This window comes from Actinospica durhamensis (assembly GCF_018139695.1).
GTDB classification, from domain to species: Bacteria; Actinomycetota; Actinomycetes; order Streptomycetales; family Catenulisporaceae; genus Actinospica; species Actinospica durhamensis.
The window spans coordinates 1-22,789 of record NZ_JAGSOG010000135.1 but is presented as its reverse complement, the minus strand read 5'-3'; the positions used below and the strand labels follow the sequence as shown (position 1 = coordinate 22,789).

Here is a 22,789-nt window from a genome sequence, read left to right as displayed (position 1 = left end):
TCAGCTCCCGACACGTGACCCACACGTCGGGACCTGCCAGTTCACCCGTCCACTCACCCTGCATGACAGCATTCTGGCCCAACCGCTGCGCGGCCGGGCCAGAACAGAGATCTTCATCGGACTTCTAGGAGGCTCCGGCCGCGATCGCCTCGATGAGCCGTTCCACGTGCTTGGCCGCGTATTCGAACTCGGACTCGATGTCGAGCCCGGCGAACCGGCCGCCCGCCTCCGAGGCGGCGAAGCCGTAGACGAAGGTGGACAGCATCCGTTCGGCCGAGGCCAGCTCCGGCTCGGGCACGCCGGCGGCACGCAGGGCCGCGAAGACGGCCTGGCGCGGGGCCTGGGCGCCCTCGGTCACGGCGCGGCGCTGGAAGAGCAGGGGGAACAGGTCCGGGTAGCGGCGGGCGACCGCGCGGATGGAGAGCGCGAGGCCGCGCAAAGTGGCGCGCCAGTCCGGATCTGCGCCGAGGGCCGTTTCGACTGCCGCGTCTGACGACGTCGCCGCCGCGGGGACGGTGAGCTGGGCCATCAGGCGTTCGACCAGGCCGTCGAGTAGGCCCTGTTTGTCGCCGACGTGCCGGTAGAGCGCCATGGGCGTGACCTCGAGCCGGGCCGCGACGGCGCGCATCGTGACGGCGCCGAGCCCGGCCTCCGCGGCGAGATCGAGCGTGGCGTCGAGCACCTGGGCGCGGCTGATGCGGGCCGGTCTCATGGCCGCTCCTTGTCGGGGTTAGGATACGTTGTATATTTACAGCGTACACTTTTTCTCGGGAGGCGGCATGCTGGAGGCACGGGGCCTGCGCAAACGCTTCGGAACCGTCGCGGCGCTGGACGGATTCGAGCTGAGCGTCGAGGCGGGCGAGATCTGCGGACTGCTCGGGCACAACGGCGCGGGCAAGACCACCTTCGCCCGGATCTGCGCCGGGCTGGAGCGCCCGGACGCCGGGCGGGTGCTGCTCGCCGGCACGGACCCCTCGTCCTCACCGGCCCGCGCGCGAGCGCTGATCGGGTACGCGCCGCAGGAGATCGCGCTCTATCCGACCGCCACGCTGCGCGAGAACCTCCGCTTCTACGGCGGCCTGGCGGGCCTGCGACGCAGCACTCTGCGCAGCGAGATCGCCGCGATCGCCGAGGCCGTGCTGCTCACCGACGCGCTCGACCGTCCGGTCGCGACGCTCTCCGGCGGCCAGCAGCGCCGGGCGCAGGCCGCGACGGTACTGCTGCCGCGCCCGCCGATACTGCTGCTCGACGAGCCGACCGTCGGAGCCGACCCGGTCACCCGGCAGGCACTGCTGGCGCTGGTCCGCGAACGCGCCGCGCAGGGAGCGGCCGTCTGCTACACCACCCACTACCTGCCGGAACTCGAGGAACTCGACGCCACCGTCGCCGTGGCACAGGCGGGCCGGATCATCGCGCGCGGGCGACGCGAGGAGCTGCTGGCCGGGCTGCCGAGCACCGTGGCGCTCGAGTTCGCGCAGAACGAACACGCAGATGAGCACGCAGATGAGCACCCAGACACGGACACGGACGCGGACGCGGACGGCGGGCTCAGCTTCGTGACCGGCCGACCCGCCGAGACGCTCGCCCGGGTACTGACCTCACTCGGCGAACGCGTCGGGCAGGTCGAGCGCATCGAGATCCGCGAGCCGAGCCTCGACGACCTCTACCGGCACCTGACCGCCGCGAACCAGGACACCGCGATCCAGGACGCCGCCGACCAGAGCACTGCGAAGGAGGACGAGCATGTCCGCTGAGACAGCCGCCGCACCGTCGATCGCCGCCGTGTCCGTACCCGCTGCCGTGTCGCGGCCTCGGCGGTGGCTGGTCGTGGCCCGCCACACCGCGCTTCTGCTGGCGCGCGACCCGGGCACGATGCTCGCCTACACCGTGATGGCGATGGTGCTGCTCACCATGCTGCGACCGGTCTACGTGCGGCTCGGCGCGGCGGGCGGGGGAGCGCCGATCGACCGGCAGGCGCCGGGCACGGCGGTGATGTTCACGCTGCTCGCGCTCGACGTGGCCGGACAGAGCCTGCTGTCCGAACGGACCTGGCACACCTGGGACCGGCTGCGCGCGGGATCGGTCGGGCGGCTGACCGTGTTGGTGGGCAAGGCGATCCCGCTCACCGTGCTCTTCGCCGTGCAGCAGGTGGTCCTTTTCGTCTTCGCCGACGCCGCTTTCGGCTTCGACATCGCTGCCGGGTCCTGGCGTCTGCCCTTGACGGTGGCGCTCTGGGGGCTGTGCGTGTCGGGCCTCGGCCTGGCCGTCGGTGCGTGGACGCGCACTCAGGGGCAGCTGTCCGCGGCGGCCGACGTCGGTGCGCTCGCCGTCACCTGCCTGAGCGGAAGCCTCGTCCCGCTCGCGATCCTGCCGCACTGGGTCTCCCAGGTCGCGCCGTGGACGCCCGCTTACTGGGCGCTGCGCGGATTCCAGGGCGCGGTCGAGGGCGGCGGGTCCGATTTCCTCGAGGCGCTCGGCGTGCTCGCCGGGATCACCGTCCTCGCCTTGGCGGCCGCGTCCCTGCGGCCGATGCCGGGCAGAGGGCGCTGCTAGCGGGCACGCGTCACGCAAAGCTCGCCGCGACCTGCGAATACCCCTGTCCACCGATCTTGGTGTTGCGCCAGATCACGGCGCCGGTCGCGGCGTTGAGGGCGAAGGCCGCGCCCGCGGTGTCGGTGCCGTAGAGCACGCCGTCGTGGTAGGTGGCGGCGGTGACGAGCGATCCGCCGACGGTGGAGGTGGACCAGGCCTGCGTGCCGGTCTGCTCTTCGAACGCGACGATCAGGCCGTTGCCACCGCCGACGCTGCCCACGGTGCCGCCGACGCCGAGGTAGACCAGGCCGCCGCCCACGGCCGGGTCGCAGAGGTAGTTGTCGCTGTTCTCCTGCGACCACACCACCGAGCCGTCGGTCGGGTCGAAGCAGTAGAGCTGGTTCGGCGAGATGCCGCCCGGGTTGCTGCCGATGGCGTAGAGGTAGCCGCCGTTGAGGTCGTTGATCACGGGAGCGCCGGACGGGCCGACGTTCGTCGGGGTCTTCCACTGCAGGGTGCCGTCGGCCATGTCGAACGCGCCGATCGCCTCGCCGATGGACAGATAGAGCGTGCGCAGCCGCGTGGTGCCCTGCGGTGCGGCGGCGCGTCCGGTCTGGTAGCTCCAGTTCAGCGAGCCCGAGGCGGGGTCGAGCGCGTAGAAGTATCCGCCCTCGGCGCCGACGAAGACTCCGCCGCCGTCGTACGGCGCGAACGGGGTCATCGCCTTCTGGCCGGTCGGGTACGTCCACTTCAGCTGCGGCCCGGCGTCGTTGATCGCGTAGACGGTGCCGTCCGCGCCGCTCACGTACACCGATTCGTCGACCGGGGACGCCCACGGGGCGGACACCTTCTGGCCGATGGAGTAGGTCCAGTAGGGTTTCGCGCCGGTGCCGAGCGCCGCGAGCGCCCCGGTACCGCTATCAGTGACGTACAACCCGTTTCCCAGGCTGCCCGCGCACATCGTGTCCGCGCCGGAGTACGTCCACTCCACCGCGCCGGTCGCCCCGTTGAGCTGGTAGATCCCGCCGTCGCCCGCCACGTTCACCGACATCGCGGCCGTCGGGCTGCCACTCGGGACGTAGCTCGGACCCGCTGAGGCCGAGGCGGCCGCATCCGACGGCGCCGCGCTCGTGTCGCCGGCAGGCGTGGACGAGCCGCCCGAACTGCTGCACCCCGCGGCCGCGAGGCTCACGCCGGCGAGCAACACTCCCCGCCTCGTCCACATCGCCGCGCCGCCCCCCGCGCCCGAGACAGCCCCGATTCTCCTCGTCATGCCGCATCCCCACCCCTGGGTTGACGTCGCCGATCCTGCCGATCCCGTGTCAGCACCCAAGCTAGGCAGCGCGATCCCGGTCGGTGCGGGTTTGCCCGAATCGTGACCATGCCCCGGCGTCGGGGCGCACGGAGTGACCCACCCCACCCTCGGCAGGCGCCGCACGGGCGAGTAGATTAGGTGAGGCATACCTTCCTAAGGTCTGCCTAACCTAACTTGGACGGACTGCCGCGATGCTACCCACTTTCGTCATCGGTCTGCGCGAAGGACTCGAGGCCTCGCTCATCGTCGGGATCATCGCGGCCTTCCTCAGCCGCCAGGGCCGGCGCGATCTGCTGCGCTGGGTCTATCTCGGCGTGGGCACGGCGGTGCTGCTGTGCATAGCCGTGGGCGTGATCCTCGAGGCGGTCTCGGCCAACCTGCCGCAGCGTCAGCAGGAGGGCCTCGAGACGGTCGTGGGCGTGCTGGCCGTCGGCATGGTCACGTACATGGTCGTCTGGATGAAGCAGCACTCGCGCGAGCTCAAGAAGCAGCTCGAGGGCCTGGCCGCCGAGGCGATGAACGACGGGGGCCGGCGGGCCGGCCGGGCGATGGTCATCATGGCCTTCCTGGCCGTGCTGCGCGAGGGCTTCGAGACCGTGGTGTTCCTGCTCGCGGCCTTCAACGAGGACAACGGCGGCACCGCCGACGCGGCCGGGGGAGCGGTCGCGGGCATCGCGCTCGCGGTGCTGCTGGGCTACGGCATCTACCGCGGCGGCGTGAAGCTGAACCTCTCGAAGTTCTTCCGCGGCACCGGGATCGTGCTCGTGCTGGTCGCCGCCGGACTGGTGGTCACCGCGCTGCACACCGCGCACGAGGCGGGATGGCTGAACGCGGGTCAGGGCTCCACCGTCGACCTGACCTGGCTCGTGCGTCCGGGCTCGGTGCAGTCCGCGCTGCTGACCGGAATGCTCGGCGTGCAGGAACACCCGGTGGTGATCGAGGTCGTCGGCTGGCTCGCGTACCTGCTGCCGGTGGGCGTGTTCGTGGCCTGGCCGCCGAACCGGCCGATCGCCCGGCGCACGCTGGTCCGGCTGACCTCGGCGCTGGCCGGGCTCGGCGTGGTGGCCGCGGCCCTTCTCTTCGCCCTCGCACCGGCCACTCCGGCCGCCGATCCGGCCACCGCCGCCGGGACGTTCAGCGCCCGCCTCGCCGCCGCTCCGGCCACCACCGCCGTGGTGCGCACCGCCCCGCAGAGCCCTGCGGCCGGGACCGACACGACCACCGCGTCCGCCGCCGCCACCTCCGCCACCAGCTCGATCACGGTCCACCGCACCGGATCCGCGCAGCACGCGGGTGTGGCGACCGACGTCTACACGGCGAGCGTGCCCGGCACGTCAGCGGCCGGCCGCCCGACGAAGCTGACGTACGAGCAGGTCGCGGCGCTCAACGGCGGCCGGCTGCCGCTGGGCGTGCGCACCACCGACGCGAGCGCCGAGGTTCAGGTGCAGTACACCGACACCGACGTGCTCACGGTCTGGATCGAGCCGCGCACCGGACGCGTCGTGGACCTGCGCTGGAACGAGACCGTCCTGGCCACGCTGACGGGCACTCAGGTCGGCACGGTGCCGCTGGACCAGCCCGTCGCCACCGCCGCCGCCGCGATGCCGGCCGCCGATTCGGCCGTTGCCGGGTCGGCCGCCCAGGCCGATCTGACGGCCCTCGGCCGCCGTTCCGGCTACACCGAGGGCGTCGAAGCGGCCGTGGCGGTTGCCGTGCTCGCGGCGTTGGGCCTGGTCGGCCTGGTGCTGACGGGGCGTCGGAAGCAGGCCACGGCCGCGGTGACCCAGATCACCCGGACCCCCTCGCGGACGACCGCCGACTAGGTGTAACTTAGGTAAGCCTTACCTAACCAATTGCCCGTCAGTTCCGGGGGTCCGCCCGTGCGCCCCGCACACCCGTCAGGAGAATCCGTGCCCACCCACTCCGCCGCCCGCCGCCCGCGAGCCGTCCTCGCGATATCGCTCGCCGCGCTCACCGCGGCCGGCAGCCTGGCCGGATGCAGCAGCTCGTCGTCCTCGGACAAGGCGAGCGCCGCGAGCACCCAGAGCTCGGGCGCCGACCTCCACACGGCGACCGTGGACATCACCGCGGCCGACGGGTGCAGCACGAACAGCAAGACCTTCGCGGCCGGCGCGATCACCTTCGACATCACCAACAAGGACGCCACCGCGGTCAGCGAGGTCGAGCTGCAGAGCGGCCAGCGGATCGTGGGCGAGAAGGAGAACCTGCCCCCCGGCTTCTCCGGCACCTTCTCGGTGACCGTCGACGCGGGCACCTACACGCTCTACTGCCCGGGCGCGGCGCAGGAGAACACCACGATCACGGTCACCGGCAAGGCCGCCGCCGGCACCGACTCGAGCGTGGACACCCTGCTGGCGCAGGGCACGAAGGAGTACGGCGCCTACGTGACGAACCAGGTCGGGTACCTGCTGCAGACCTCCGAGGCGCTGGAGACCGCGCTCCAGGGCACCGACCTGACCGCGGCCCAGACGGCCTACATGAAGGCGCGCCCGTACTACGAGAAGGTCGAGCCGGTCGCCGAGTCCTTCACCGTCGGCAGCGACAACTTGGACAACGACATCGACGCGCGCATCGACGACGTGCCGGCCAGCCAGTGGGAGGGCTTCCACCGGATCGAGCAGGGCCTGTTCCAGACCAAGAGCCTGACCGGCCTTTCCACCTACGGCGCCGGCCTGGTGGCGAACGTGAAGAAGCTCCAGACCCTCACCACCGGCCTGACCTACAAGCCCTACGAGCTCGCCAACGGCGCGCAGGACCTGCTCGACGAGGTCGCCAGCAGCAAGATCACCGGCGAGGAGGAGCGCTACTCGCACATCGACCTGCTCGACTTCCAGGCCAACGACGAGGGCGCCGAGCAGGCCTTCGCCGCACTCCAGCCCGCGCTCGCGAAGATCGACCCGTCGCTGACCTCGAGCATCTCCCAGGAGTTCACCGCGCTCGACACGCTGGTCGACACCTACCGCACCGGGACCAACGCCTCGGGCTTCGAGCTCTACACCGCGCTGACCGACACCGACAAGCAGAAGCTCGCCGCCGCGGTCAAGGCCGTGCAGGAGCCGCTTTCGCAGGTGGCGGCGAAGGTCGCGGGGGCCTGACCGGCGGCGAGTCCGCAAAAGCAGGGCATGCAAGACGGCCTGATCAACAGATCGGCCGACCGTGGGATATCAGGACCGGATGAGGCAGCAGTGGACGAGGCGGCTGTGAACGAGGCAGCGGTGGACCCGAACGAGACGGCGGACGCGACGGCGCCCCGGAGCGGCACGAGCAGGCGCACCCTGCTGGGGCGCACGCTCGGGGCCGCGGGAGTGGTCGCCGCGTCGGGCGGCGCGGGCTACGGCGTCGCCCGGGCCGCAGACTCCTCCGGCTCCGCCGCGGTGCCCGCCGCGGCCACCTCGGACCTGGTGCCGTTCTACGGCACGCACCAGGGCGGCATCGCCACCCCGGCGCAGGACCGGCTCGCCTTCGCCGCGTTCGACGTCACCAGCACGAGCGCCACCGATCTGCAGGTCATGCTCGGCACCTGGGCCGCCGCCGCGGCGCAGATGACCCGCGGCCTGCCGATCGGCGCCGTGGAGACCGACCCGCAGTCCCCGCCGATCGACACCGGCGAGGCCTACGGGCTCGGCCCCAGCGCGCTCACCATCACCGTGGGCTTCGGCCCCGGCCTTTTCGACGAGCGTTTCGGCCTGGCCAACAAGCGCCCGGCCGCGCTCGCCGACCTGCCCACGCTGCCCGGTGACGGGTCGTTGGAGGACGCGCGCAGCAGTGGCGACCTGTGCGTGCAGGCCTGCGCGGACGACCCGACGGTGGCCTTCCACGTCATCCGCAACTTCGCCCGGCTGGCCCGCGGCACGGCCGTGATCCGCTGGTCCCAGCTCGGATTCGGGCGCACCTCGTCCACCTCCACGGACCAGCAGACCGAGCGCAACCTGATGGGCTTCAAGGACGGCACCCGCAACATCAAGGCCGAGGACGGCGCGGACCTCGAGGACTACGTGTGGGTGGGCGGGGAGACCGACCAGTCCTGGATGCGCGGCGGCAGCTACCTGGTCGCCCGCCGCATCAGGATGCTGATCGAGTCATGGGACACCGACTTCCTGGCCGACCAGGAGAACGTGTTCGGCCGGTTCAAGAACAGCGGCGCGCCGCTGACCGGAAAGAACGAGTTCGACACGCCGGACCTGACCGCCAAGACCAAGTCCGGCACGCCGGTCATCCCGCTCAACGCGCACATCCGGCTGGCCAGCCCGGTCACCAACAACAACCAGAAGATCCTGCGCCGCGGCTACTCCTACACCGACGGCATCGACGCGGACACCGGCCTGCTGGACGCCGGGCTGTTCTTCCTGGCCTACCAGAAGGACCCGCGCAACCAGTTCGTGCCGATCCAGCGCAGGCTCGGCTCGCAGGACAACCTCAACGAGTACATCCGGCACACCGGCAGCGCGCTGTTCGCCGTGCCGCCGGGCCTGTCCGCGGCCGGCGACTGGTGGGGCAAGAGCCTGTTCGCCTGATCCCGGCCCGCGCTCATCGCTCGTCGTCCCACAGCCGGCGCGCGTCACGCCGCTCGATCTGCCCCCGCACCCGCGCGAGGGCCTGATCGAGCGGCAGCGCGTCCAGGCGCCGGCCGTCGCGCAGGCGCAGCGCGACCTCACCGCCCGCCGCCTCGTTCGGGCCGATGACGGCCTGATAGGGCACCAGACGCGCCTGCCGGATGCGGGCGCCGAGGCTGCCGCGGTCGGGGGCGTGCAGTTCGGCGCGCAGGCCGAGGGCGACGCAGCGTTCGAGCAGGGCCCGGGCGTGCGGCAGTTGCGCGTCGGTCAGCGGCAGGACGGCCAGCTGGACGGGCGCCAGCCAGGCCGGGAACGCCCCGGCGTGCACCTCGATCAGATGCCCGACCACGCGCTCCATGCTGCCGATGACGCTGCGGTGCACCATGACCGGCCGGTGCTTGGCGCCGTCCGCACCCACGTAGTGCAGGTCGAAGCGCTCCGGCTGGTGGAAGTCGACCTGCACGGTCGAGAGGGTGAACTCCCGCCCGGCGCCGTCGAGCACCTGCACGTCGATCTTCGGCCCGTAGAACGCGGCCTCGCCCTCCGCCTCCTCGTAGGCGCGCCCTGATGCGGCCAGGATCTCGCGCAGCAGCGCGGTCGCGCGCTGCCACAGCTCCGGATCGTCGATGTACTTGCCGCCGGGCCCGGGCAGCGAGAGCCGATACCGCGCGCCCTCGACACCGAGCGCCCGATGCGCCTCGCTGATGAGCGCGAGCGCGGCCCGCGCCTCGTCGGCGACCTGGTCCAGGCGGCAGAAGACGTGCGCGTCGTTCAGCTGGATCGCGCGGACCCGGTTCAGGCCGCCGAGCACGCCGGAGAGCTCCATCCGGTACATCCCGCCGATTTCCGCCATCCGCAGCGGCAGTTCCCGGTAGCTGTGCGCGCGGGACCGGTAGATCAGCGCGTGGTGCGGGCACAAGCTCGGCCGCAGCACGACCTGCTCGCCGCCGACCTCCATCGGCGGGTACATGTCGTGGCTGTAGTGAGACCAGTGCCCTGAGATCTCGTACAGCTCGCGTTTGCCCAGCACCGGCGAGTACACATGCTGATAGCCGGCGCGGCGCTCCAGATCGCGCACGTACTCCTCGAGCGCGTGCCGCACGGCCGCGCCGTCGGGCAGCCAGTAGGGCAGGCCGGCGCCCATCAGCGGGTCGGTGTCGAAGATGCCGAGCTCGCGGCCGAGCTTGCGGTGATCGTGCACGGTGTTCGCGGCGTTCACGGTGGTTCTCCTCGCGGAATGCGGGGGGCGGGCGACCACCGGGCGGCGTGCGGAGAGACGACGAAGCCCCGGGGCGCTCACCCCGGGGCTCGTGGACTTCGACAGAAGTCAGCGCACCGGGACAAGCTCCGGCGTCGTCGTCTGCTGGGCACGCTGCTTCATGCGGCGAATGTTAGCAGAGGATCCTCGCGTGCCGCGAGTGATATCCGCCGCCTCACGCCGCCACCGATCCGTCGCCGCCGTCGATCGCGATCTCGGCGCCGGTGATGAAGGCCGCGTCGTCGCCGGCCAGGAACGCGGCGAGCTTCGCCACCTCCTCGGCCCGGCCGTAGCGCCCGAGCGGGATCTTGGCCAGGATGCCGGGCAGCGGGCCGTCGGGGTCGTCGATGAACCGGGCCGTCTCCGGGGTGTAAATCAGGCCGGGCAGGATCGCGTTGGCGCGGATGCCGTGCTCGCCGCCGGCCGCGCACAGGTGCTTGGTCATCGCCAGCACGCCGCCCTTGGCCGAGCCGTGCGGCACCTGCCCGACGAAGCGGGCGCCGAGCTTGGCCGCGATCGAGGCGACGTTCACGATCGAGCCGCCGCCGCGCCGCACCAGCTCCGGCCAGGCCGCGCGCACCGAGTACCAGACCAGGTCGAGCTCGTTCTTGATGGTGAAGTGCCACTCGTCGTCGGTCAGCTCCATCAGCGGGCCGTTGCGCAGCGCCGAGGCGTTGTTGTAGAGCACGTCGACGCCGCCGAAACGCTCGACCGCGCCGGCCACCCAGGCCTTCGCGCCCTCGGCCGTGGCCAGGTCCACCGGCGCGAGCGCCGCCATCTCGCCGCCGGCCGCGCGCACCAGCGCCACGGTCCGCTCGCTCTCCCCGGCGTCGAGGTCGCAGCCGAACACCCGCGCGCCGCGGGCGGCGAACTCGAGCGCGGCGGCCCGGCCCATGCCTCGCCCGGTGCCGCTGATCAGCGCGACCTTCCCGTCGAGCCGACCCGTGCCGGCCCCCTGCGCGCCGGTCTGCTCCGCACCGCCCATGAACTCGCTCCGTTCCACGTTCTCTCGTCCGCGCGCCGGCCGCACCGGCGTCTACCGGCAGGCTAACGAGCAGGTCGCGGGCCCGGAAATCAGCAAGGGGCATACCAGCCATGCGCACGTCGCCGGTTCCGGCCCGCCGCGCGGCGTTGCTAGCGTCCCGGTCACCGTGATCCGGAGTTGTGGCTAGCCGCCTTCCCGTCGTTCCATCCGTCTGCCCGCCGACCCGCACGATCGCACGATGCTGCGCAACGGCGCGCCAGTTCTCGACGAGGTACTACTGAATATGAGCACATTGACCAGGCGTTCCGCCCTCACCGCGGCGGGAGCGGCCGCCGCGGGCGGCGTACTGCTCGCCCCGGGCGTGGCCTCGGCCGCGCAGGCCTCCGCGTCCCCGACTTCGGGCTCGGGCGCGGGTGCGCCGAGCGGGGAGATCGAGGTCGCCGCGGGAGCGACCTACACCGTGTCCTCGACCACCCACGTCGCGGCGGTCACCATCGCCCAGGGCGGCGTGCTGACCGCGCCGGCCGGTTCCAGCCTGACCATGACCGTCAACGGCGTCGAGACCGGCCAGGCGCTGACCGGCACCGGCGCCGCGACCACCGCGTTCGCGGCGGGCAGTTGGCGCGGGGACATCGTGCTGACCGTGACCGAGGCCGTCGACGTGGCCTGGCAGCAGCACACCTATCCGTTCCGGCAGGCGCTCTACGTCGCGGGCGGCACCGTCGTGGCGGACGAGTCGGTGCTCGCCGCCGTCGTGGGCGGCAAGGTCACCGCGACCGCGGCCCACGACGTGCGCATCGCCTCCACCGGCGAGTGCTTCGACGGCGTCTACGTCTCCGACTCCGCCTACGCGCTGACCAACCCGGCGATCACGCTGACCGGCAACGGCCGCTGCGACTTCGTCGGGTACGGCGCGGCCGTGGTCGCCGACGGCGCCGACGCCAGGCTCACCCTCGACGGCGCGATGATCTCCAACCACGGCGCGGTGCGCACCGGCGTCATCGTCACCAACGGCGCCACCGCCCTGATCAAGAACTCCTCGATCCAGGTGCGCAACGGCGTGCTGCCCTCGGACTACGTCGCCACCGTCGACCTGGACAAGATGGAGTCCGCGCCCTGGATGCTGGCCATCGACGGCAACGTCCGCGCCACCAACCTGCTGGGCAACAACTCCGTCGCGGCCTACGTCAACTCCTCCGTCACCTCGGAGACCTGGGGAGTGCTGTCCACCGACGCGGGCTCGGACTGCACCTTGGTGGCGGTCAACAGCACCGTGGCGAACTCGGGCAAGGACGGCTACGGCACCTACGTCATCGGCAACGCCACCGAGTACCTGCTCGGCACGCACTTCAATGTGGGCAGCTACGCCACCATCTTCACCGGCGGCACCGCGACCTACGGCGACAGCGACGCGGCCACGGTCGCGGCGCTGAACAAGAGCCTGAACCTGGGCCTGACCGACGCGGATCTCAAGGCCCTCAAGCCGCGCAGCACCGTGGTCGACTCGCGCCGGTTCGGCTTCATGTGGCACGACCGCGGCACGCTCAACATCACCGGCGGCACCCGGGTCAACTCGCCGCACGCCACGTTCCTGAACAAGGGCCAGAACATCGACGTCACGGTCGACGGCAGCGGCGGCGCCCAGCTCAACCCGGGCGACGGCGTCCTGGTCCAGCTGATCGACAACGACGACCCGGGCCCGGTCATGGTGAACGGCAATCTGGAGAACGCCGGCGTCTACACCCAGCCGACCGGCCAGCCGGCGAAGGACGCGAGCTTCGACGTCACCACCGCGCACTCGAGCGACTCGGTGTGCTCGTTCAGCGACGCCGACCTGCGCGGCGACTTCTTCAACGGCATGCGCGGCGACCTGAACATGGTGCTGAACTTCACCTCCTCGCGGGTGCGCGGCGTGATCTCCTCCACCCTCGCCGTGCACGCGGTCGAGACCATCACCGCCGCGAACTGGTGGGAGCTGGGCAAGGTCACGAACACGGCGCAGGCCGCGGTGAACAACGGCGCGATCGTCTCGCTCGCCCAGGGTTCGCAGTGGACGGTCACCGGCACCTCGTACCTGACCGGCCTGACCCTCGACAAGACCTCGTCGGTCAGTGCCGACGGCTTCGGGCACGCGGTCCGGATGACCGTGGACGGCGTGGCCACCAAGATCGTCCCCGGCACCGCCTACACCGGCGCGATCGTGGTGAGCGTGGGCTGAGGTACCGACGTCGCCGCGGTGGCCGTGCGGGGCCGCCGCGGCGACGGGTTCACTCCTCGCCGGAGAACCGCTCCCAGGCCGACTGCCGGCTGATCCCGAGCGCCTCGCCGATCTTGGCCCAGGTCGTCCCGCGGCGTCGCAGCTCCCGCACCCACTCGCCCAGCGCGGCCTCGACCTGCCGCGCGGTGGCCGCCATCCGGGACAGGCGCGCGAGCATCTCCGGGTCGGTGAGGTCGGCCCATTCCGGCAGCCGCGGGCTGTGCGCGGTGCCGAGGTGCTCGGCGATGATCGAGTCGGCCAGCCCGACGCACTCGTCGCAGATGTAGACGCCCGGCCCGGCGACGACCTTCTTCACCTCGCTGTGGATCTTGGAGCAGAACGAACACCGGATCGGATCGGCTTCGGCTACGGCGGTCATCGGGATACTCCCCTCGTCATCGCGTCAGGTCCACCCTGACACACCTTCAGGCTAGACCCGTCAGGCTAACCCTGACAAGTCTGACGGGGGCTCAGCCGCAAACCCGTGGCCCGCGGCCGCGGCCCCTGCTAGCGTGGGCGCGGGCCGTGACTGGCGCTGAGGTGGAGTACCACCGGGGAGCGGCCCGGCGGCGTCCGCCGCCTTGCCGCGCGCCTGGGCGCACACCGGAATCCGTCGAGCCCAGGGAGCCGTGCATGCCCCTCACCACCACCGCCCGTCTCATGGACGGCACCGCCCTCGCCGCCGAAGTCCTGGCCACCGCCGCCCGCGACACGACTGCCCTGACCGAGCAGACCGGCGTCGCACCGTGCCTGGCCACCGTCCTGGTCGGCGACGACCCGGGCTCGGCCACGTACGTGAAGATGAAGCAGAACCGCTGCGCCAAGGCCGGAATCCGCTCGCGCCACGTCGCCCTGCCCGCCACCGTGTCCACCGCCGAGGTAGTCGACGCAGTGGGCCGGCTGTCCGCCGACCCGGAGGTGCACGGCATCCTGGTCCAGCACCCCGCGCCCCCCGCCGTGGACGAGCGCGCGGTGTTCGAGGCCATCGACCCGCGCAAGGACGTGGACGGCGTCACGCTGCACTCGTACGCGGCAATGAGTTTCGGACTCGAGGGGTTCGCATCCTGTACGCCCGGCGGCATCATGCGCCTGCTCGACGCGTACGAGGTCGAACTCGCCGGCCGGCAGGCCGTGGTGGTCGGGCGCAGCCCCATCCTCGGCAAGCCCGTCGGCATGCTGCTGCTCGGCCGCGACGCCACCGTCACCTACTGCCACTCGCGCACGCGCGACCTGCCCGAGATCACCCGCACCGCCGACGTGCTGGTGGCCGCGGTCGGGCGCCCCGAGCTCCTGCGCGGCGGCTGGATCAAGCCCGGCGCGGTCGTGATCGACGCCGGATACAACCCGGGCAACGTCGGCGACGTCGAGTTCGACTCGGCCGCGCGGCGGGCGTCGCTGATCACCCCGGTGCCCGGCGGCGTCGGCCCGATGACGATCGCGGTCCTGCTCGAGCAGACCGTGCTGGCCGCCACCCGTCAGCTCGGCGTCGCGCTCGCCTCGGCCGCGGCCGGGTCTCAGAGCACGGACTGAGCCCAGCGCAGCGCGTCGGCGAACTCGCGGGCGGTGGCGAACCCGATGGCGGGCTGCTCCAGCAGGGCGTGGTCGATCACCTGCGCCAGCGCGTCCGGCACGCTCGGCTCGCGCTGACGGATCGGCAGGGGAGAGGTGTGCAGGATCACGTGCCAGTGGTCCTGCGCACCGAAGTCCCGCACGTACGCGCCGGTCAGGCACTTGTACAGGCAGGCCGCCAGCGCCCAGACGTCCACCGCGAACGGCACGTCCCGGAAGTTGACCACCTGCTGGCGCGGCATGTACCAGGGCTTGCCCGCCGTGGTGCCGGTCCGGGTCAGCCCGCTCAGACCGGCGTGGTCGAACGCCTTGGCCAGGCCGAAGTCGCCGACCTTGGCGGTCAGCGCGCCCTGGCCGCCGCCGGCCGAGGACCACGGGGCGAGCGCGAGCAGGATGTTCGACGGGCTCAGATCGCGGTGCACCACGCCCTGCCCGTGCGCGAACTCCAGGCCCGCGGCCACATCCAGCGTGTAACGCAGCGCCTCGTCGATCGGCAGCCGGCCGCCGCGCTGCTCGAGCAGCCGGTCCAGGCTCCCGCCCGCGCAGTACTCGGAGGTGAAGAAGAACGCCCCGTCGGCGAATCCGTCCTCGTACAGGGTGGCGATGTTCGGGTGTCGCAGCACCCTGGTGAGTTCCACCTCGCGCAGGAACCTGGCCCGCGCGGTCGGGTTCGCGGCCACCTTCGGCAGCATCAGCTTCAGCGCCACCTCGTGGCCGGTGCGCTGGTGCCGGGCCAGGTACACCGCGCCCATCCCGCCCCGGCCGAGCTCGCGCAGCAGCGTGTACTGCGCGATCGGGGCCAGTTCGGCGCGCTGCCCGTCGTGCGCGAGGTCGATCAGCAGCCTGAGTACCGCGTCCGGCTCCGCCTGGCAGTCGGCGCACACGTACTCGCCGAAGCGGGAGCCGAGCTCGCGGGTGATCTCCCGGCCGCAGCGCGAGCAGGCGGGCGGCAGCATCGTGGCCACCGTGACCGGATCGGTGGGCGGAGGCGCGGGAGTGCGCACACTGACCCGGAAGGCCACCGACTTGCCGAGCCGCAGCTCGTCCCCGTCCGCCAGATCGCGCTCCTGGAAGGCGAGCGCCCGGCCCTGCTCCGGCGTGTGATAGGCCTCCCGCTGCCCGATCTTCAGGCCGTTGACGAAGGTGCCGTTGCGGCTGCCGAGGTCGCGCACCCGCACGTCCGGCGGGTTGATGTCGAGCAGGCAGTGGTGCCGGGAGACGGAACGGTGCGCGTCGTCGCTCGGCAGCCGCGGGTCGCAGTCCTCGCCCCGCCCGATCAGGCAGGTGGAGCGTTCGTCGAACACGTACTCGCCGCGGCCGGTCCGCCCGCGCAGCACGGTGAGGGTGACCGTGGCCGTGTTCGCGCCGTTCGGCTGGGGATCAGGTTGCACGCCCTCATCGTCGCAGACCCCTGGTGACGGCGTGGCGCCGGTTCAGCCGTTGTCCACGGCGCAGTACACCGAGGAGAAGTAGGCGCCCTGGTCCAGCAGCGAGACGGTGCTGCTCGGATAGTCCGTGACGCACGCGTTCATGTCCGTGCTCAGCGGCACGACCCCGACCACCTTGTACTTCGCATCAGAGGACGAACAATCGACCTCGGTGATGTCGCTCACATCCACCGTCTCGGTCGAGTCGGTGGGGATGTCCCCGTCCACGCTCAGGCAGTCGCCCGCCTCGATGACCGCGTCGTCCGTGGCCGGATCCGCCGCGGGGCCCGCCCCGGTCGCGACGGTGGCGACCGGCGTCGGATCGGCGGCGTCGGAACTGTGGTTGTGCACGATCGCGATCGTCAGCAGCACGGCCAGGAGCACCACCAGGGACAGGCACCCGCCCGACGCCCTCTTCGGATTCCCCGCCCGCCGCGCCGCGCCGCCCGTACCCCGCGTACTCATGGTCCTGAGTCCCTTCCCTCGACCGGTCCGTGGAACCCGCTATCGTGACCAGTGCACCAGCGCCGCGCAGGGACCGGTCCCGTTCCGCGCGCGTTAGCGTGGGTGCGAGATGCCGCAGGGAACGAACCCGAGGGAGAGCGAGATGGGGTTCGAGGGATTCGGCGGGGCGACGCCGGCCGGCACGATCCTCGTGGTGGCCGAGGACCGCCACTACCGCAAGCAGCTCGGCCAGGACTGCGAGGTCCTGTTCGGCCGCGGCGGCGACGACGTCCACCTCGCGGTCGGCATCGACGACCCCTACGTCAGCCGCCGCCAGGGCCTGCTGCTGTGCGACGGCTCCCAGTGGCGGCTGCGCAACATCGGCAAGCTGCCGATCCGCCTGGTGGACGAGACGATGGTGCTCACCGGCCACGAACTCGCGCTCAAGACCGGCTGCACCCCGCTGCTGGTCGGCGCCCCGATCCACCGGGTGCACCTGGTCGAGGTGCACGTGAGCGGCCGGCGCCGCCCCGGCGCCGAGGTGGGCCCGGAATCGGCCACCCGCTCCCCGGACGAGTACGAACTGAGCGAGACCGAGCGCCTCGCCCTCGTCGCCGTCGGCCAGCGCTACCTGCGCCAGGACCCCGCCCCGCAGCCGGTCTCCTGGAGCCAGGCCGCCGAGGACCTCACCCGCGCCCCCGGCGGAAGACGCTGGACCGCCCGCTCGGTCGAGCACGTCGTCGCCGCGATCCGCCAACGCCTGGCCACCGGCCGCGCACCCATCCCGCACATCCTGCGCGGCGAGATGCCCGAGCCGGTCGGCAACACCCTGAACCACAACCTCATCACGGCCCTGCTGCGCTCGGCCACCCTCACTCCACACGACCTCGCCCTGCTCGGCGAGGACGAGGAGTTCTAGCGGAGCTGCCAGGCCGTGCCTGGTGAATGGCTCTGCTCGTTGATCGATTCGTGAGCGGACCTGTGAGCGGTCGTGGTGACATGCCGGTGGCGGCGTGTCGTCACGCCCACCACTCCCAGGCGTGGAACAGGTCGAACAGCCCCGGGTCCCCGTCGAGTCGCAGGGAGTCCAGCGGGATGCGCTCGTACAGGAACAGGACCAGATCACTGGCCGTGCCGTGGATGGAGAGTCCGGCCGCGTCCGGGTCCTCGCCGGGAGCGGGCAGGCGGGTGGTCCGTGCACCGTCGCCGTCGACCGTGTGACGCCAGGAGCGGCCCTCGGTGGCGTGGAGGTCGAAGGCAGTGGGCTTGTGCGGCCAGGGGCTCGTCGTGAAGCAGGAGATGAACAGGTTCTCCTCGACTCCGTCGAGTGCCACCTCGGTCGGCAGCGGCTGCGGGGCGCCCACGGCGACCTGGGCGTCGTACGTGTGCACCGCGATCTCCTGGACCTGGTGCCGGGCGACGGAACCGCAGGTGTCCGTCAACTGTGTGGCACCCCACCCGGTCCAGCAACCGCCGTCCGGGTCGGCCGCCCGCAGCGCGTCCAGCAGCTCCTGCGTCGTCGTCTCCAACCAGGCCAGCAGCTCTTCGCGGTCCCGGGGGGCCGGCGCGCTGCGCTCGGCGACGGCCTCGGCCGGGGGAGCGTCGGCGGGTCCTGCGGCGACGGTGGCGGCCCGGAAGCGACGCCCCTGGCCCAGGTGCTGCGCCAGATCGAACAGCGTCCACTCGGGGCAGGTCGGCACCTGCACGTCGAGGCTGGGCGCCGAGGCGATCACGGCGCGGAAGGCGGTCGCACGTTCGTCGATCAGCCGCAGCAGATCGGGAAACTCGAGAGTCTTATGCACAGCGGCAGTTCTATCATCGTGATCTGCTTGCCCGACAGCGGTTTTCCCAGCCGGTACGGCAGCCGACTCCGGCCCAGGCGAGCCCACGCTCGGGGCTTGCGCCACGCCACAGCCGAGTCCCGCGTCTCAGGCGAACGGCCTAGTCGCGTTGATCCCATACGAGTTGCTCGCGCAACGCTGTCAGATCCTCGGCACGCGAGCCGAGACCGTCGGCGAGTTCGAGACGGAAGCGTTCGTTGCGCGGGACCTGGCGGCCGGAGAAGACGAGATCGCCGGCGTCGCGCAGCATGTGGAGATGGTAGGAGAGAAGTTCGAGTAGGTTGCGGCGCGCATCGGCCATCTCCGGATTCCGCCGCGTTTCCACATCCTTGGCCTCGTAATACAGGCGTGAGTAGCCACGCGACATCTCGCCGAGGCGAGCGGCGACCTCACTCGGAACGATGTCGGCGGTGCCACACGCCCGGATCGCGGCGTCGGCCTCGGCCTGCATGGCGAGAGCCTGGCCGGTGATCGCGGCCAGGCGCCTGACCACGGCACCATGCCCCGCGGGCCATGCGGCGCTCACTCCGAATTCGCCGCTCATGCGCCCCCACCTTCCTTCGGCCATCAGTGTCCTGCGTGACGATGCCGCAAGCCATGGGTCACGGGTAGTCCGTGATCGCCTCGAGGTGTGCAGACGCAGTCATCCTGCGACCCGATAAGCCGCCACCGACGACGGCAGGGCGGTCCTCGCCTGCCGCGGTACTCGTTTCCGGCCGCCCATCAGGCCCCGCGCGGCCCTGACCTCATTAGTTCGAGTGAAGCTGACGCCTCGTCGGGCGCTGCGTGTTGCTCCCTTGCCATACCGACGGTTCTGTGTGCGTTGCATGCACTTTGCACCACACGGAGGGAATCAACGCTGATGAGCGGGTACGACAAGGCTCGCAGACGCGCGCGCACGGTCTTCGTGACCGCGGCGCTCGCCCCCGCCCTGCTGCTGCCGACGACGGCGGCGCGGGCCGCGCAGGCGGCCGACCGGACCGCCGCGCCGCACGCCGCCGCACAGGTCGGACTGCTCAAGACCACCTCGTCCGCGGCGGACCCGGCCGCGGCGAACCCGTGGATCGTGTCGCTGGGGGACTCCTACATCTCCGGCGAGGCCGGCCGCTGGGCCGGGAACACCAACCGGTCCTCCACCGAGACCGACGCCCTCGGCCCCACGGCCTACTACGACAATCCGACCAACACCGGCGAGCTCATCCCGTTCTGCCACCGCTCCAAGTCCGCCGAGATCCACATCGGCGGCGGCGTCGACAGCCTCAACCTGGCCTGCTCCGGCGCCCGGACCTCCACCTTCACCGACTCCGACGGCGACTTCAAGCCCGGCCTCGACTTCTACAACTCCGGCGGCCACCAGGGCCAGGCGCTGATGCTGGAGAACTTCGCCAAGACCCACCACGTCACCATGGTCGCCGTCTCCATCGGGGGCAACGACTTCGGCTTCGGCGACATCGTGACCGCGTGCGTCGAGGACTTCCTGGAGTCCACCCCGATCCGCACCTACTACTGCAAGGACGACCCTGCGGTCACCGGCCGCTTCTCGCCCGCGAACGTCGCCCTGGTCACCTCGCACATCACCCAGGCGCTGCTCAACGTCCGCCTGGCCATGGCGCGGGCCGGCTACCCCGACTCGTCGTACAAGATCCTGCTGCAGGACTACCCGGCGCCGCTGCCGTACGGCTCGGCCTTCCGCTACTCGCAGTCCGGCTACACCCGGCAGAGCACCGGCGGCTGCGGCATGTGGAACGACGACGTGGACTGGGCGCTGAACACCGCGATGCCCCACGTCTCCGCGGCCGAGTTCGACGCCGCCGCCCGCAGCGGCCTGAGCAACATCGTCAAGCTGGACATCAGCTCCGCCTTCAACACCCGCAGGCTGTGCCAGAACACGGTCGGACTGCTCGAGGAGAAGGGTCTCAACAGCTGGCGAGAACCGGGCGCGGTGGACAAGACCGAGTGGATCAACCAGATCCGCGTCGTCACGGTCGGCACCCCGTACTTCCAGCAGGAGTCGCTGCACCCGAACTACTGGGGTCAGCTCGCGCTGCGCAACTGCGTGCGTCAGGCCTATGACAACGGCGCGGTGCGCGGCGGGTCCTGCGTCATGTCCGGCACCGGCCTGGACACGCGCGGCGAGCCCAACATGGCGCTGACCGACACCACGGTGCTGGCCGGGGTCAACTCCAGCGGCCGGCTCTACGCGAAGCAGGGCCTTTACAGCACGAACTGGAGCGACCTGGCGCAGTCGATCCGGCACGTGGCCGTGGCGAGCGATCCGGTGCACGGCGCGGTGATCGCCGCGCTGGACACCTCGGGCAACGTGTGGGTCAAGTCGGGCGGCCTGCACGTCGCCTGGGTCCGTGAGGCCGTCGGCTGCGACCAGGTGGCGGTGGCCACCGACCCGGTCCACGGCGTCCTGCTCGCGGTACGCCTGACCAACGGCAGCGCCTGGGCGAAGCAGGGCCTGGCCAACGGCTGGGTGCACGAGCGTGACGGCGTTTCACAGATCAGCGTGGCCACCGACTTCGCCCACGGCCCGCTGATCGGGGTCCTGGACAACCAGCACGTGGCCTGGGCCAAGGAGGGCGGTCTGAGTGCGAACTGGGTCCGGCAGTCCGCCGGCGTTTACCAGATCGCCGTCGCCGCCAACCCCTTGCGCGGCCCGCTGATCGCGGTCATCGGCGGCGGCTCGGCCGCCTGGGCCAAGGAGGGCAGTCTGAGCGCGAACTGGGTGCGCGAGGCCGACAACGTCGCACAGATCACCGACGCCAGTGACGCCGTCCACGGCCCGCTGCTCGCGATCCTGGACACCCGCAAAGTCCTGTGGGCCAAGCAGGGCAGCCTGACCGGGCCCTGGGTGCAAGAGTACGACAACGTCGCCGAGGCCGCCGTCGCCACCGACCCCACCCACGGCCCGCTGATCTCCACCGTCGACACCGCGCGCGCCTGGCGGGCCAAGCAGGGCGGCCTGTCGACGAGCTGGGTCTACCAGCTCGGCGAGATCACCCAGGCCTCCGTGGGCTCGTAGGCACCGCACGACCCTTCCGCCCGACCGCCGCCGGGGACCAGTCCCCGGCGGCGGTCCCTACGCTGCCGAGGGTGGGGCGGCCACGGAAGGAGCAGAGGGTGGCGTTCGAGGAGTTCGAGCCGCGGGCTCTGCCGGCCTCGACCACGCGGCTGTGCACGGCGGTGCCCGAGGGCCCGCCCGGCGCGATCTTCGTCCTGGCGGCCGAGGGCGGATACGCCGCGCCCGCGGGGGAGTGCGCGGTGCGGTTCGGGCGGGGCCGCGACGCGGTCCAGGTCGCCGTCGGCGTGCGCGACCCGTACATCAGCAGGCTGCACGGAGTGCTTTCCTGCGAAGGCCGGGAATGGTGGCTGCGCAACGAGGGAAGGCTGCCGATCCATCTGCCCGGAGACACCATGGTGCTCTCCGGCCGTCGCCTTCCGCTGGCCGCGGGATACACTCCGCTACTGATTCGCACGCCGCGTAAGATCGCTTATCTCCTCGAAATCTACGTGGTTTCCGAGCAGGTCGAATATGCGGGCACGGATGCGCCCGTGCTTTCCGTGCATTCCGATTCGTATCCGCTCTCCGAACACGAGCGGCTCGTCCTCGTCGTGTTGGCGCAGCGCTATCTGCGCCAGGAGCGCTATCCGCATCCGGTCTCCTGGAAACAGGTGGCCGAGGACCTCAACCGGGTGAGTCAGAGCCGTGATTGGACCCCGCGGGCCGCGGCCGACGTGGTCGACGCGGTGCGCGAACGCCTCAGCTTCGGCGACTCCGGCGCGGCCCAGGGCAGCGTGCTCAACCACCAGCTGATCCGCTCGCTGCTGCAGAATACCGCCCTGCTCCCTTCTGACCTGCACCTACTCGACGAGGAGACACTGCCGCCGGGCGCGCCCGCGCAGGTGTAGCGTGACGCGTGAGCAGAACCGTGACGGCGGATGCGACGGCGCGAGCGTGACGGTGGCTGCGACGGTGAACGTGACGGGCTATCGGACAGCAGAAAGGCGCCTCGATGCGGCTGGCGACGCGTGAGTGGGGTCAGGAGGGCGAGGGCCCGCGGCCGACCGCCCTGCTCGTCCACGGGATCATGTCCGATTCGCGCACCTGGCGCCTGGTCGGCCCCGCGCTGGCCGAGCGCGGCTACCACGTGATCGCGGTGGACCTGCGCGGCCACGGCGTCTCCGCCCGCGACGGCGACTACTCGCCCGCCGCGTACGCCGCCGACCTGGTCGAGACCATGGCAGACTTCGAACGCCCGGCACTGGCCGTCGGCCACTCCCTCGGCGGCCTCGCCCTGCGCCACGCCGTCGACGCACTGCGCCCCGACCATGCCGTCTACGTCGACCCCGCCTGGCGCCTGTCCCTCCTCGGCGAGAGCTTCGACCCTGACATCTTCATCCGCTTCGCCGACGCCGTCACCGCCCAGGCCATCATCACCATGAACCCGACCTGGGCCCTCGAGGACGTCGAGGTCGAACTCGCCACCCTCGCCTGCTGGGACCGCCAGACCGCCACCGCGCTGGCCCCCCTCGCCGGCACCAACTCGGTCCCCGAGTCCGCCCCCGTTCCCTCCCTCATAC

The 22,789-nt window shown here is 71.5% G+C and carries 20 protein-coding genes and 1 riboswitch; of the genes, 11 read left to right on the top strand and 9 right to left on the bottom strand.

Going from position 1 to position 22,789, the window contains the following annotated elements; translation table 11 throughout:
- Nucleotides 1-124 precede the first annotated feature (124 nt).
- Nucleotides 125-712, bottom strand: coding sequence for a TetR/AcrR family transcriptional regulator (locus tag KDL01_RS23775; RefSeq protein WP_212530797.1), 588 nt, complete (start codon nt 710-712; stop codon nt 125-127).
- 67 nt (nt 713-779) lie between these two features.
- Between KDL01_RS23775 and KDL01_RS23770 the strand changes: the two genes are divergently transcribed.
- On the top strand, nt 780-1,754 hold the full coding sequence (locus KDL01_RS23770) for an ABC transporter ATP-binding protein (RefSeq protein WP_212530796.1): 975 nt from the start codon (nt 780-782) through the stop codon (nt 1,752-1,754).
- Nucleotides 1,744-2,553 (top strand): ABC transporter permease, encoded by an 810-nt coding sequence (locus KDL01_RS23765; protein WP_212530795.1) that lies wholly within the window; start codon nt 1,744-1,746, stop codon nt 2,551-2,553. Before KDL01_RS23770 ends, KDL01_RS23765 begins: the two co-directional genes overlap by 11 nt.
- Nucleotides 2,554-2,563: 10 nt before the next feature.
- On the opposite strand, the gene KDL01_RS23760 is transcribed toward KDL01_RS23765, so the two are convergent.
- Nucleotides 2,564-3,805 carry an outer membrane protein assembly factor BamB family protein gene (locus KDL01_RS23760; RefSeq protein WP_212530794.1) on the bottom strand — a complete coding sequence of 414 codons (1,242 nt, stop codon included), beginning with the start codon at nt 3,803-3,805 and terminating at the stop codon, nt 2,564-2,566.
- A 233-nt stretch (nt 3,806-4,038) separates the two neighbouring features.
- Here KDL01_RS23760 and efeU point away from each other — a divergent pair, with 233 nt between their 5' ends.
- The 3 genes from efeU to efeB all read left to right on the top strand — a co-directional run bounded on the left by efeU (nt 4,039) and on the right by efeB (nt 8,382).
- The gene (efeU, locus tag KDL01_RS44730) at nt 4,039-5,670 is read left to right on the top strand and encodes an iron uptake transporter permease EfeU (protein ID WP_212530793.1); all 1,632 of its coding nucleotides are present in this window, start codon (nt 4,039-4,041) and stop codon (nt 5,668-5,670) included.
- Between the two features lie 87 nt (nt 5,671-5,757).
- Complete coding sequence (efeO, locus tag KDL01_RS23750) at nt 5,758-6,963, top strand: iron uptake system protein EfeO (RefSeq protein ID WP_212530792.1); 1,206 nt, start codon at nt 5,758-5,760, stop codon at nt 6,961-6,963.
- A gap of 90 nt (nt 6,964-7,053) precedes the next feature.
- On the top strand, nt 7,054-8,382 hold the full coding sequence (gene efeB / locus KDL01_RS23745) for an iron uptake transporter deferrochelatase/peroxidase subunit (RefSeq protein ID WP_307846543.1): 1,329 nt from the start codon (nt 7,054-7,056) through the stop codon (nt 8,380-8,382).
- A gap of 13 nt (nt 8,383-8,395) precedes the next feature.
- On the opposite strand, the gene thrS is transcribed toward efeB, so the two are convergent.
- Entirely contained in the window at nt 8,396-9,622 is a 1,227-nt protein-coding gene (gene thrS / locus KDL01_RS23740; protein ID WP_212530798.1) for a threonine--tRNA ligase, read from the bottom strand.
- A gap of 232 nt (nt 9,623-9,854) precedes the next feature.
- A complete protein-coding gene (locus tag KDL01_RS23735) occupies nt 9,855-10,682 on the bottom strand; it encodes an SDR family NAD(P)-dependent oxidoreductase (protein WP_212530790.1) in 828 nt (275 codons plus the stop codon).
- A gap of 265 nt (nt 10,683-10,947) precedes the next feature.
- On the opposite strand from KDL01_RS23735, the gene KDL01_RS23730 reads away from it, so the two are divergent.
- Nucleotides 10,948-12,882, top strand: a complete 1,935-nt coding sequence (locus tag KDL01_RS23730) for a hypothetical protein (RefSeq protein ID WP_212530789.1) — start codon at nt 10,948-10,950, stop codon at nt 12,880-12,882.
- A 49-nt stretch (nt 12,883-12,931) separates the two neighbouring features.
- On the opposite strand, the gene KDL01_RS44725 is transcribed toward KDL01_RS23730, so the two are convergent.
- Entirely contained in the window at nt 12,932-13,300 is a 369-nt protein-coding gene (locus KDL01_RS44725) for a ClpX C4-type zinc finger protein (RefSeq protein ID WP_212530788.1), read from the bottom strand.
- Nucleotides 13,301-13,436: 136 nt separating this feature from the next.
- Nucleotides 13,437-13,526: riboswitch (ZMP/ZTP riboswitch) on the top strand.
- A 28-nt stretch (nt 13,527-13,554) separates the two neighbouring features.
- Between KDL01_RS44725 and KDL01_RS23720 the strand changes: the two genes are divergently transcribed.
- Complete coding sequence (locus KDL01_RS23720; protein WP_212530787.1) at nt 13,555-14,451, top strand: bifunctional 5,10-methylenetetrahydrofolate dehydrogenase/5,10-methenyltetrahydrofolate cyclohydrolase; 897 nt, start codon at nt 13,555-13,557, stop codon at nt 14,449-14,451.
- On the opposite strand, the gene KDL01_RS23715 is transcribed toward KDL01_RS23720, so the two are convergent.
- Nucleotides 14,436-15,881, bottom strand: a complete 1,446-nt coding sequence (locus KDL01_RS23715) for a protein kinase domain-containing protein (RefSeq protein WP_212530786.1) — start codon at nt 15,879-15,881, stop codon at nt 14,436-14,438. The two genes, KDL01_RS23720 and KDL01_RS23715, sit on opposite strands and share 16 nt — an antisense overlap.
- Nucleotides 15,882-15,923: 42 nt before the next feature.
- Nucleotides 15,924-16,382, bottom strand: a complete 459-nt coding sequence (locus KDL01_RS23710; RefSeq protein ID WP_212530785.1) for an LppU/SCO3897 family protein — start codon at nt 16,380-16,382, stop codon at nt 15,924-15,926.
- 142 nt (nt 16,383-16,524) lie between these two features.
- On the opposite strand from KDL01_RS23710, the gene KDL01_RS23705 reads away from it, so the two are divergent.
- Nucleotides 16,525-17,280 (top strand): FHA domain-containing protein, encoded by a 756-nt coding sequence (locus tag KDL01_RS23705; protein WP_212530784.1) that lies wholly within the window; start codon nt 16,525-16,527, stop codon nt 17,278-17,280.
- A 100-nt stretch (nt 17,281-17,380) separates the two neighbouring features.
- On the opposite strand, the gene KDL01_RS23700 is transcribed toward KDL01_RS23705, so the two are convergent.
- On the bottom strand, nt 17,381-18,163 hold the full coding sequence (locus KDL01_RS23700) for a maleylpyruvate isomerase family mycothiol-dependent enzyme (RefSeq protein ID WP_212530783.1): 783 nt from the start codon (nt 18,161-18,163) through the stop codon (nt 17,381-17,383).
- Nucleotides 18,164-18,302: 139 nt separating this feature from the next.
- Nucleotides 18,303-18,746, bottom strand: a complete 444-nt coding sequence (locus KDL01_RS23695) for a hypothetical protein (RefSeq protein WP_212530782.1) — start codon at nt 18,744-18,746, stop codon at nt 18,303-18,305.
- A gap of 318 nt (nt 18,747-19,064) precedes the next feature.
- Between KDL01_RS23695 and KDL01_RS23690 the strand changes: the two genes are divergently transcribed.
- The 3 genes from KDL01_RS23690 to KDL01_RS23680 all read left to right on the top strand — a co-directional run.
- Nucleotides 19,065-21,230, top strand: coding sequence for an SGNH/GDSL hydrolase family protein (locus KDL01_RS23690; RefSeq protein WP_212530781.1), 2,166 nt, complete (start codon nt 19,065-19,067; stop codon nt 21,228-21,230).
- Between the two features lie 98 nt (nt 21,231-21,328).
- Nucleotides 21,329-22,117, top strand: a complete 789-nt coding sequence (locus tag KDL01_RS23685) for an FHA domain-containing protein (protein ID WP_212530780.1) — start codon at nt 21,329-21,331, stop codon at nt 22,115-22,117.
- A 104-nt stretch (nt 22,118-22,221) separates the two neighbouring features.
- Nucleotides 22,222-22,789, top strand: a 568-nt coding sequence (locus KDL01_RS23680) for an alpha/beta fold hydrolase (protein WP_212530779.1), incomplete at its 3' end; no start/stop codon positions are given.

Excerpts from the sequence above, each read along its gene's own strand:
- KDL01_RS23775 (WP_212530797.1), bottom strand. The coding sequence starts at position 712 with ATGAGACCGGCCCGCATCAGCCGCGCCCAGGTGCTCGACGCCACGCTC.
- KDL01_RS23765 (WP_212530795.1), top strand. The coding sequence starts at position 1,744 with ATGTCCGCTGAGACAGCCGCCGCACCGTCGATCGCCGCCGTGTCCGTA.
- KDL01_RS23770 (WP_212530796.1), top strand. The coding sequence starts at position 780 with ATGCTGGAGGCACGGGGCCTGCGCAAACGCTTCGGAACCGTCGCGGCG.
- KDL01_RS23760 (WP_212530794.1), bottom strand. The coding sequence starts at position 3,805 with ATGACGAGGAGAATCGGGGCTGTCTCGGGCGCGGGGGGCGGCGCGGCG.
- KDL01_RS23730 (WP_212530789.1), top strand. The coding sequence starts at position 10,948 with ATGAGCACATTGACCAGGCGTTCCGCCCTCACCGCGGCGGGAGCGGCC.
- KDL01_RS44725 (WP_212530788.1), bottom strand. The coding sequence starts at position 13,300 with ATGACCGCCGTAGCCGAAGCCGATCCGATCCGGTGTTCGTTCTGCTCC.
- KDL01_RS23690 (WP_212530781.1), top strand. The coding sequence starts at position 19,065 with ATGAGCGGGTACGACAAGGCTCGCAGACGCGCGCGCACGGTCTTCGTG.
- KDL01_RS23695 (WP_212530782.1), bottom strand. The coding sequence starts at position 18,746 with ATGAGCGGCGAATTCGGAGTGAGCGCCGCATGGCCCGCGGGGCATGGT.
- efeU (WP_212530793.1), top strand. The coding sequence starts at position 4,039 with ATGCTACCCACTTTCGTCATCGGTCTGCGCGAAGGACTCGAGGCCTCG.
- KDL01_RS23710 (WP_212530785.1), bottom strand. The coding sequence starts at position 16,382 with ATGAGTACGCGGGGTACGGGCGGCGCGGCGCGGCGGGCGGGGAATCCG.
- KDL01_RS23705 (WP_212530784.1), top strand. The coding sequence starts at position 16,525 with ATGGGGTTCGAGGGATTCGGCGGGGCGACGCCGGCCGGCACGATCCTC.
- KDL01_RS23720 (WP_212530787.1), top strand. The coding sequence starts at position 13,555 with ATGCCCCTCACCACCACCGCCCGTCTCATGGACGGCACCGCCCTCGCC.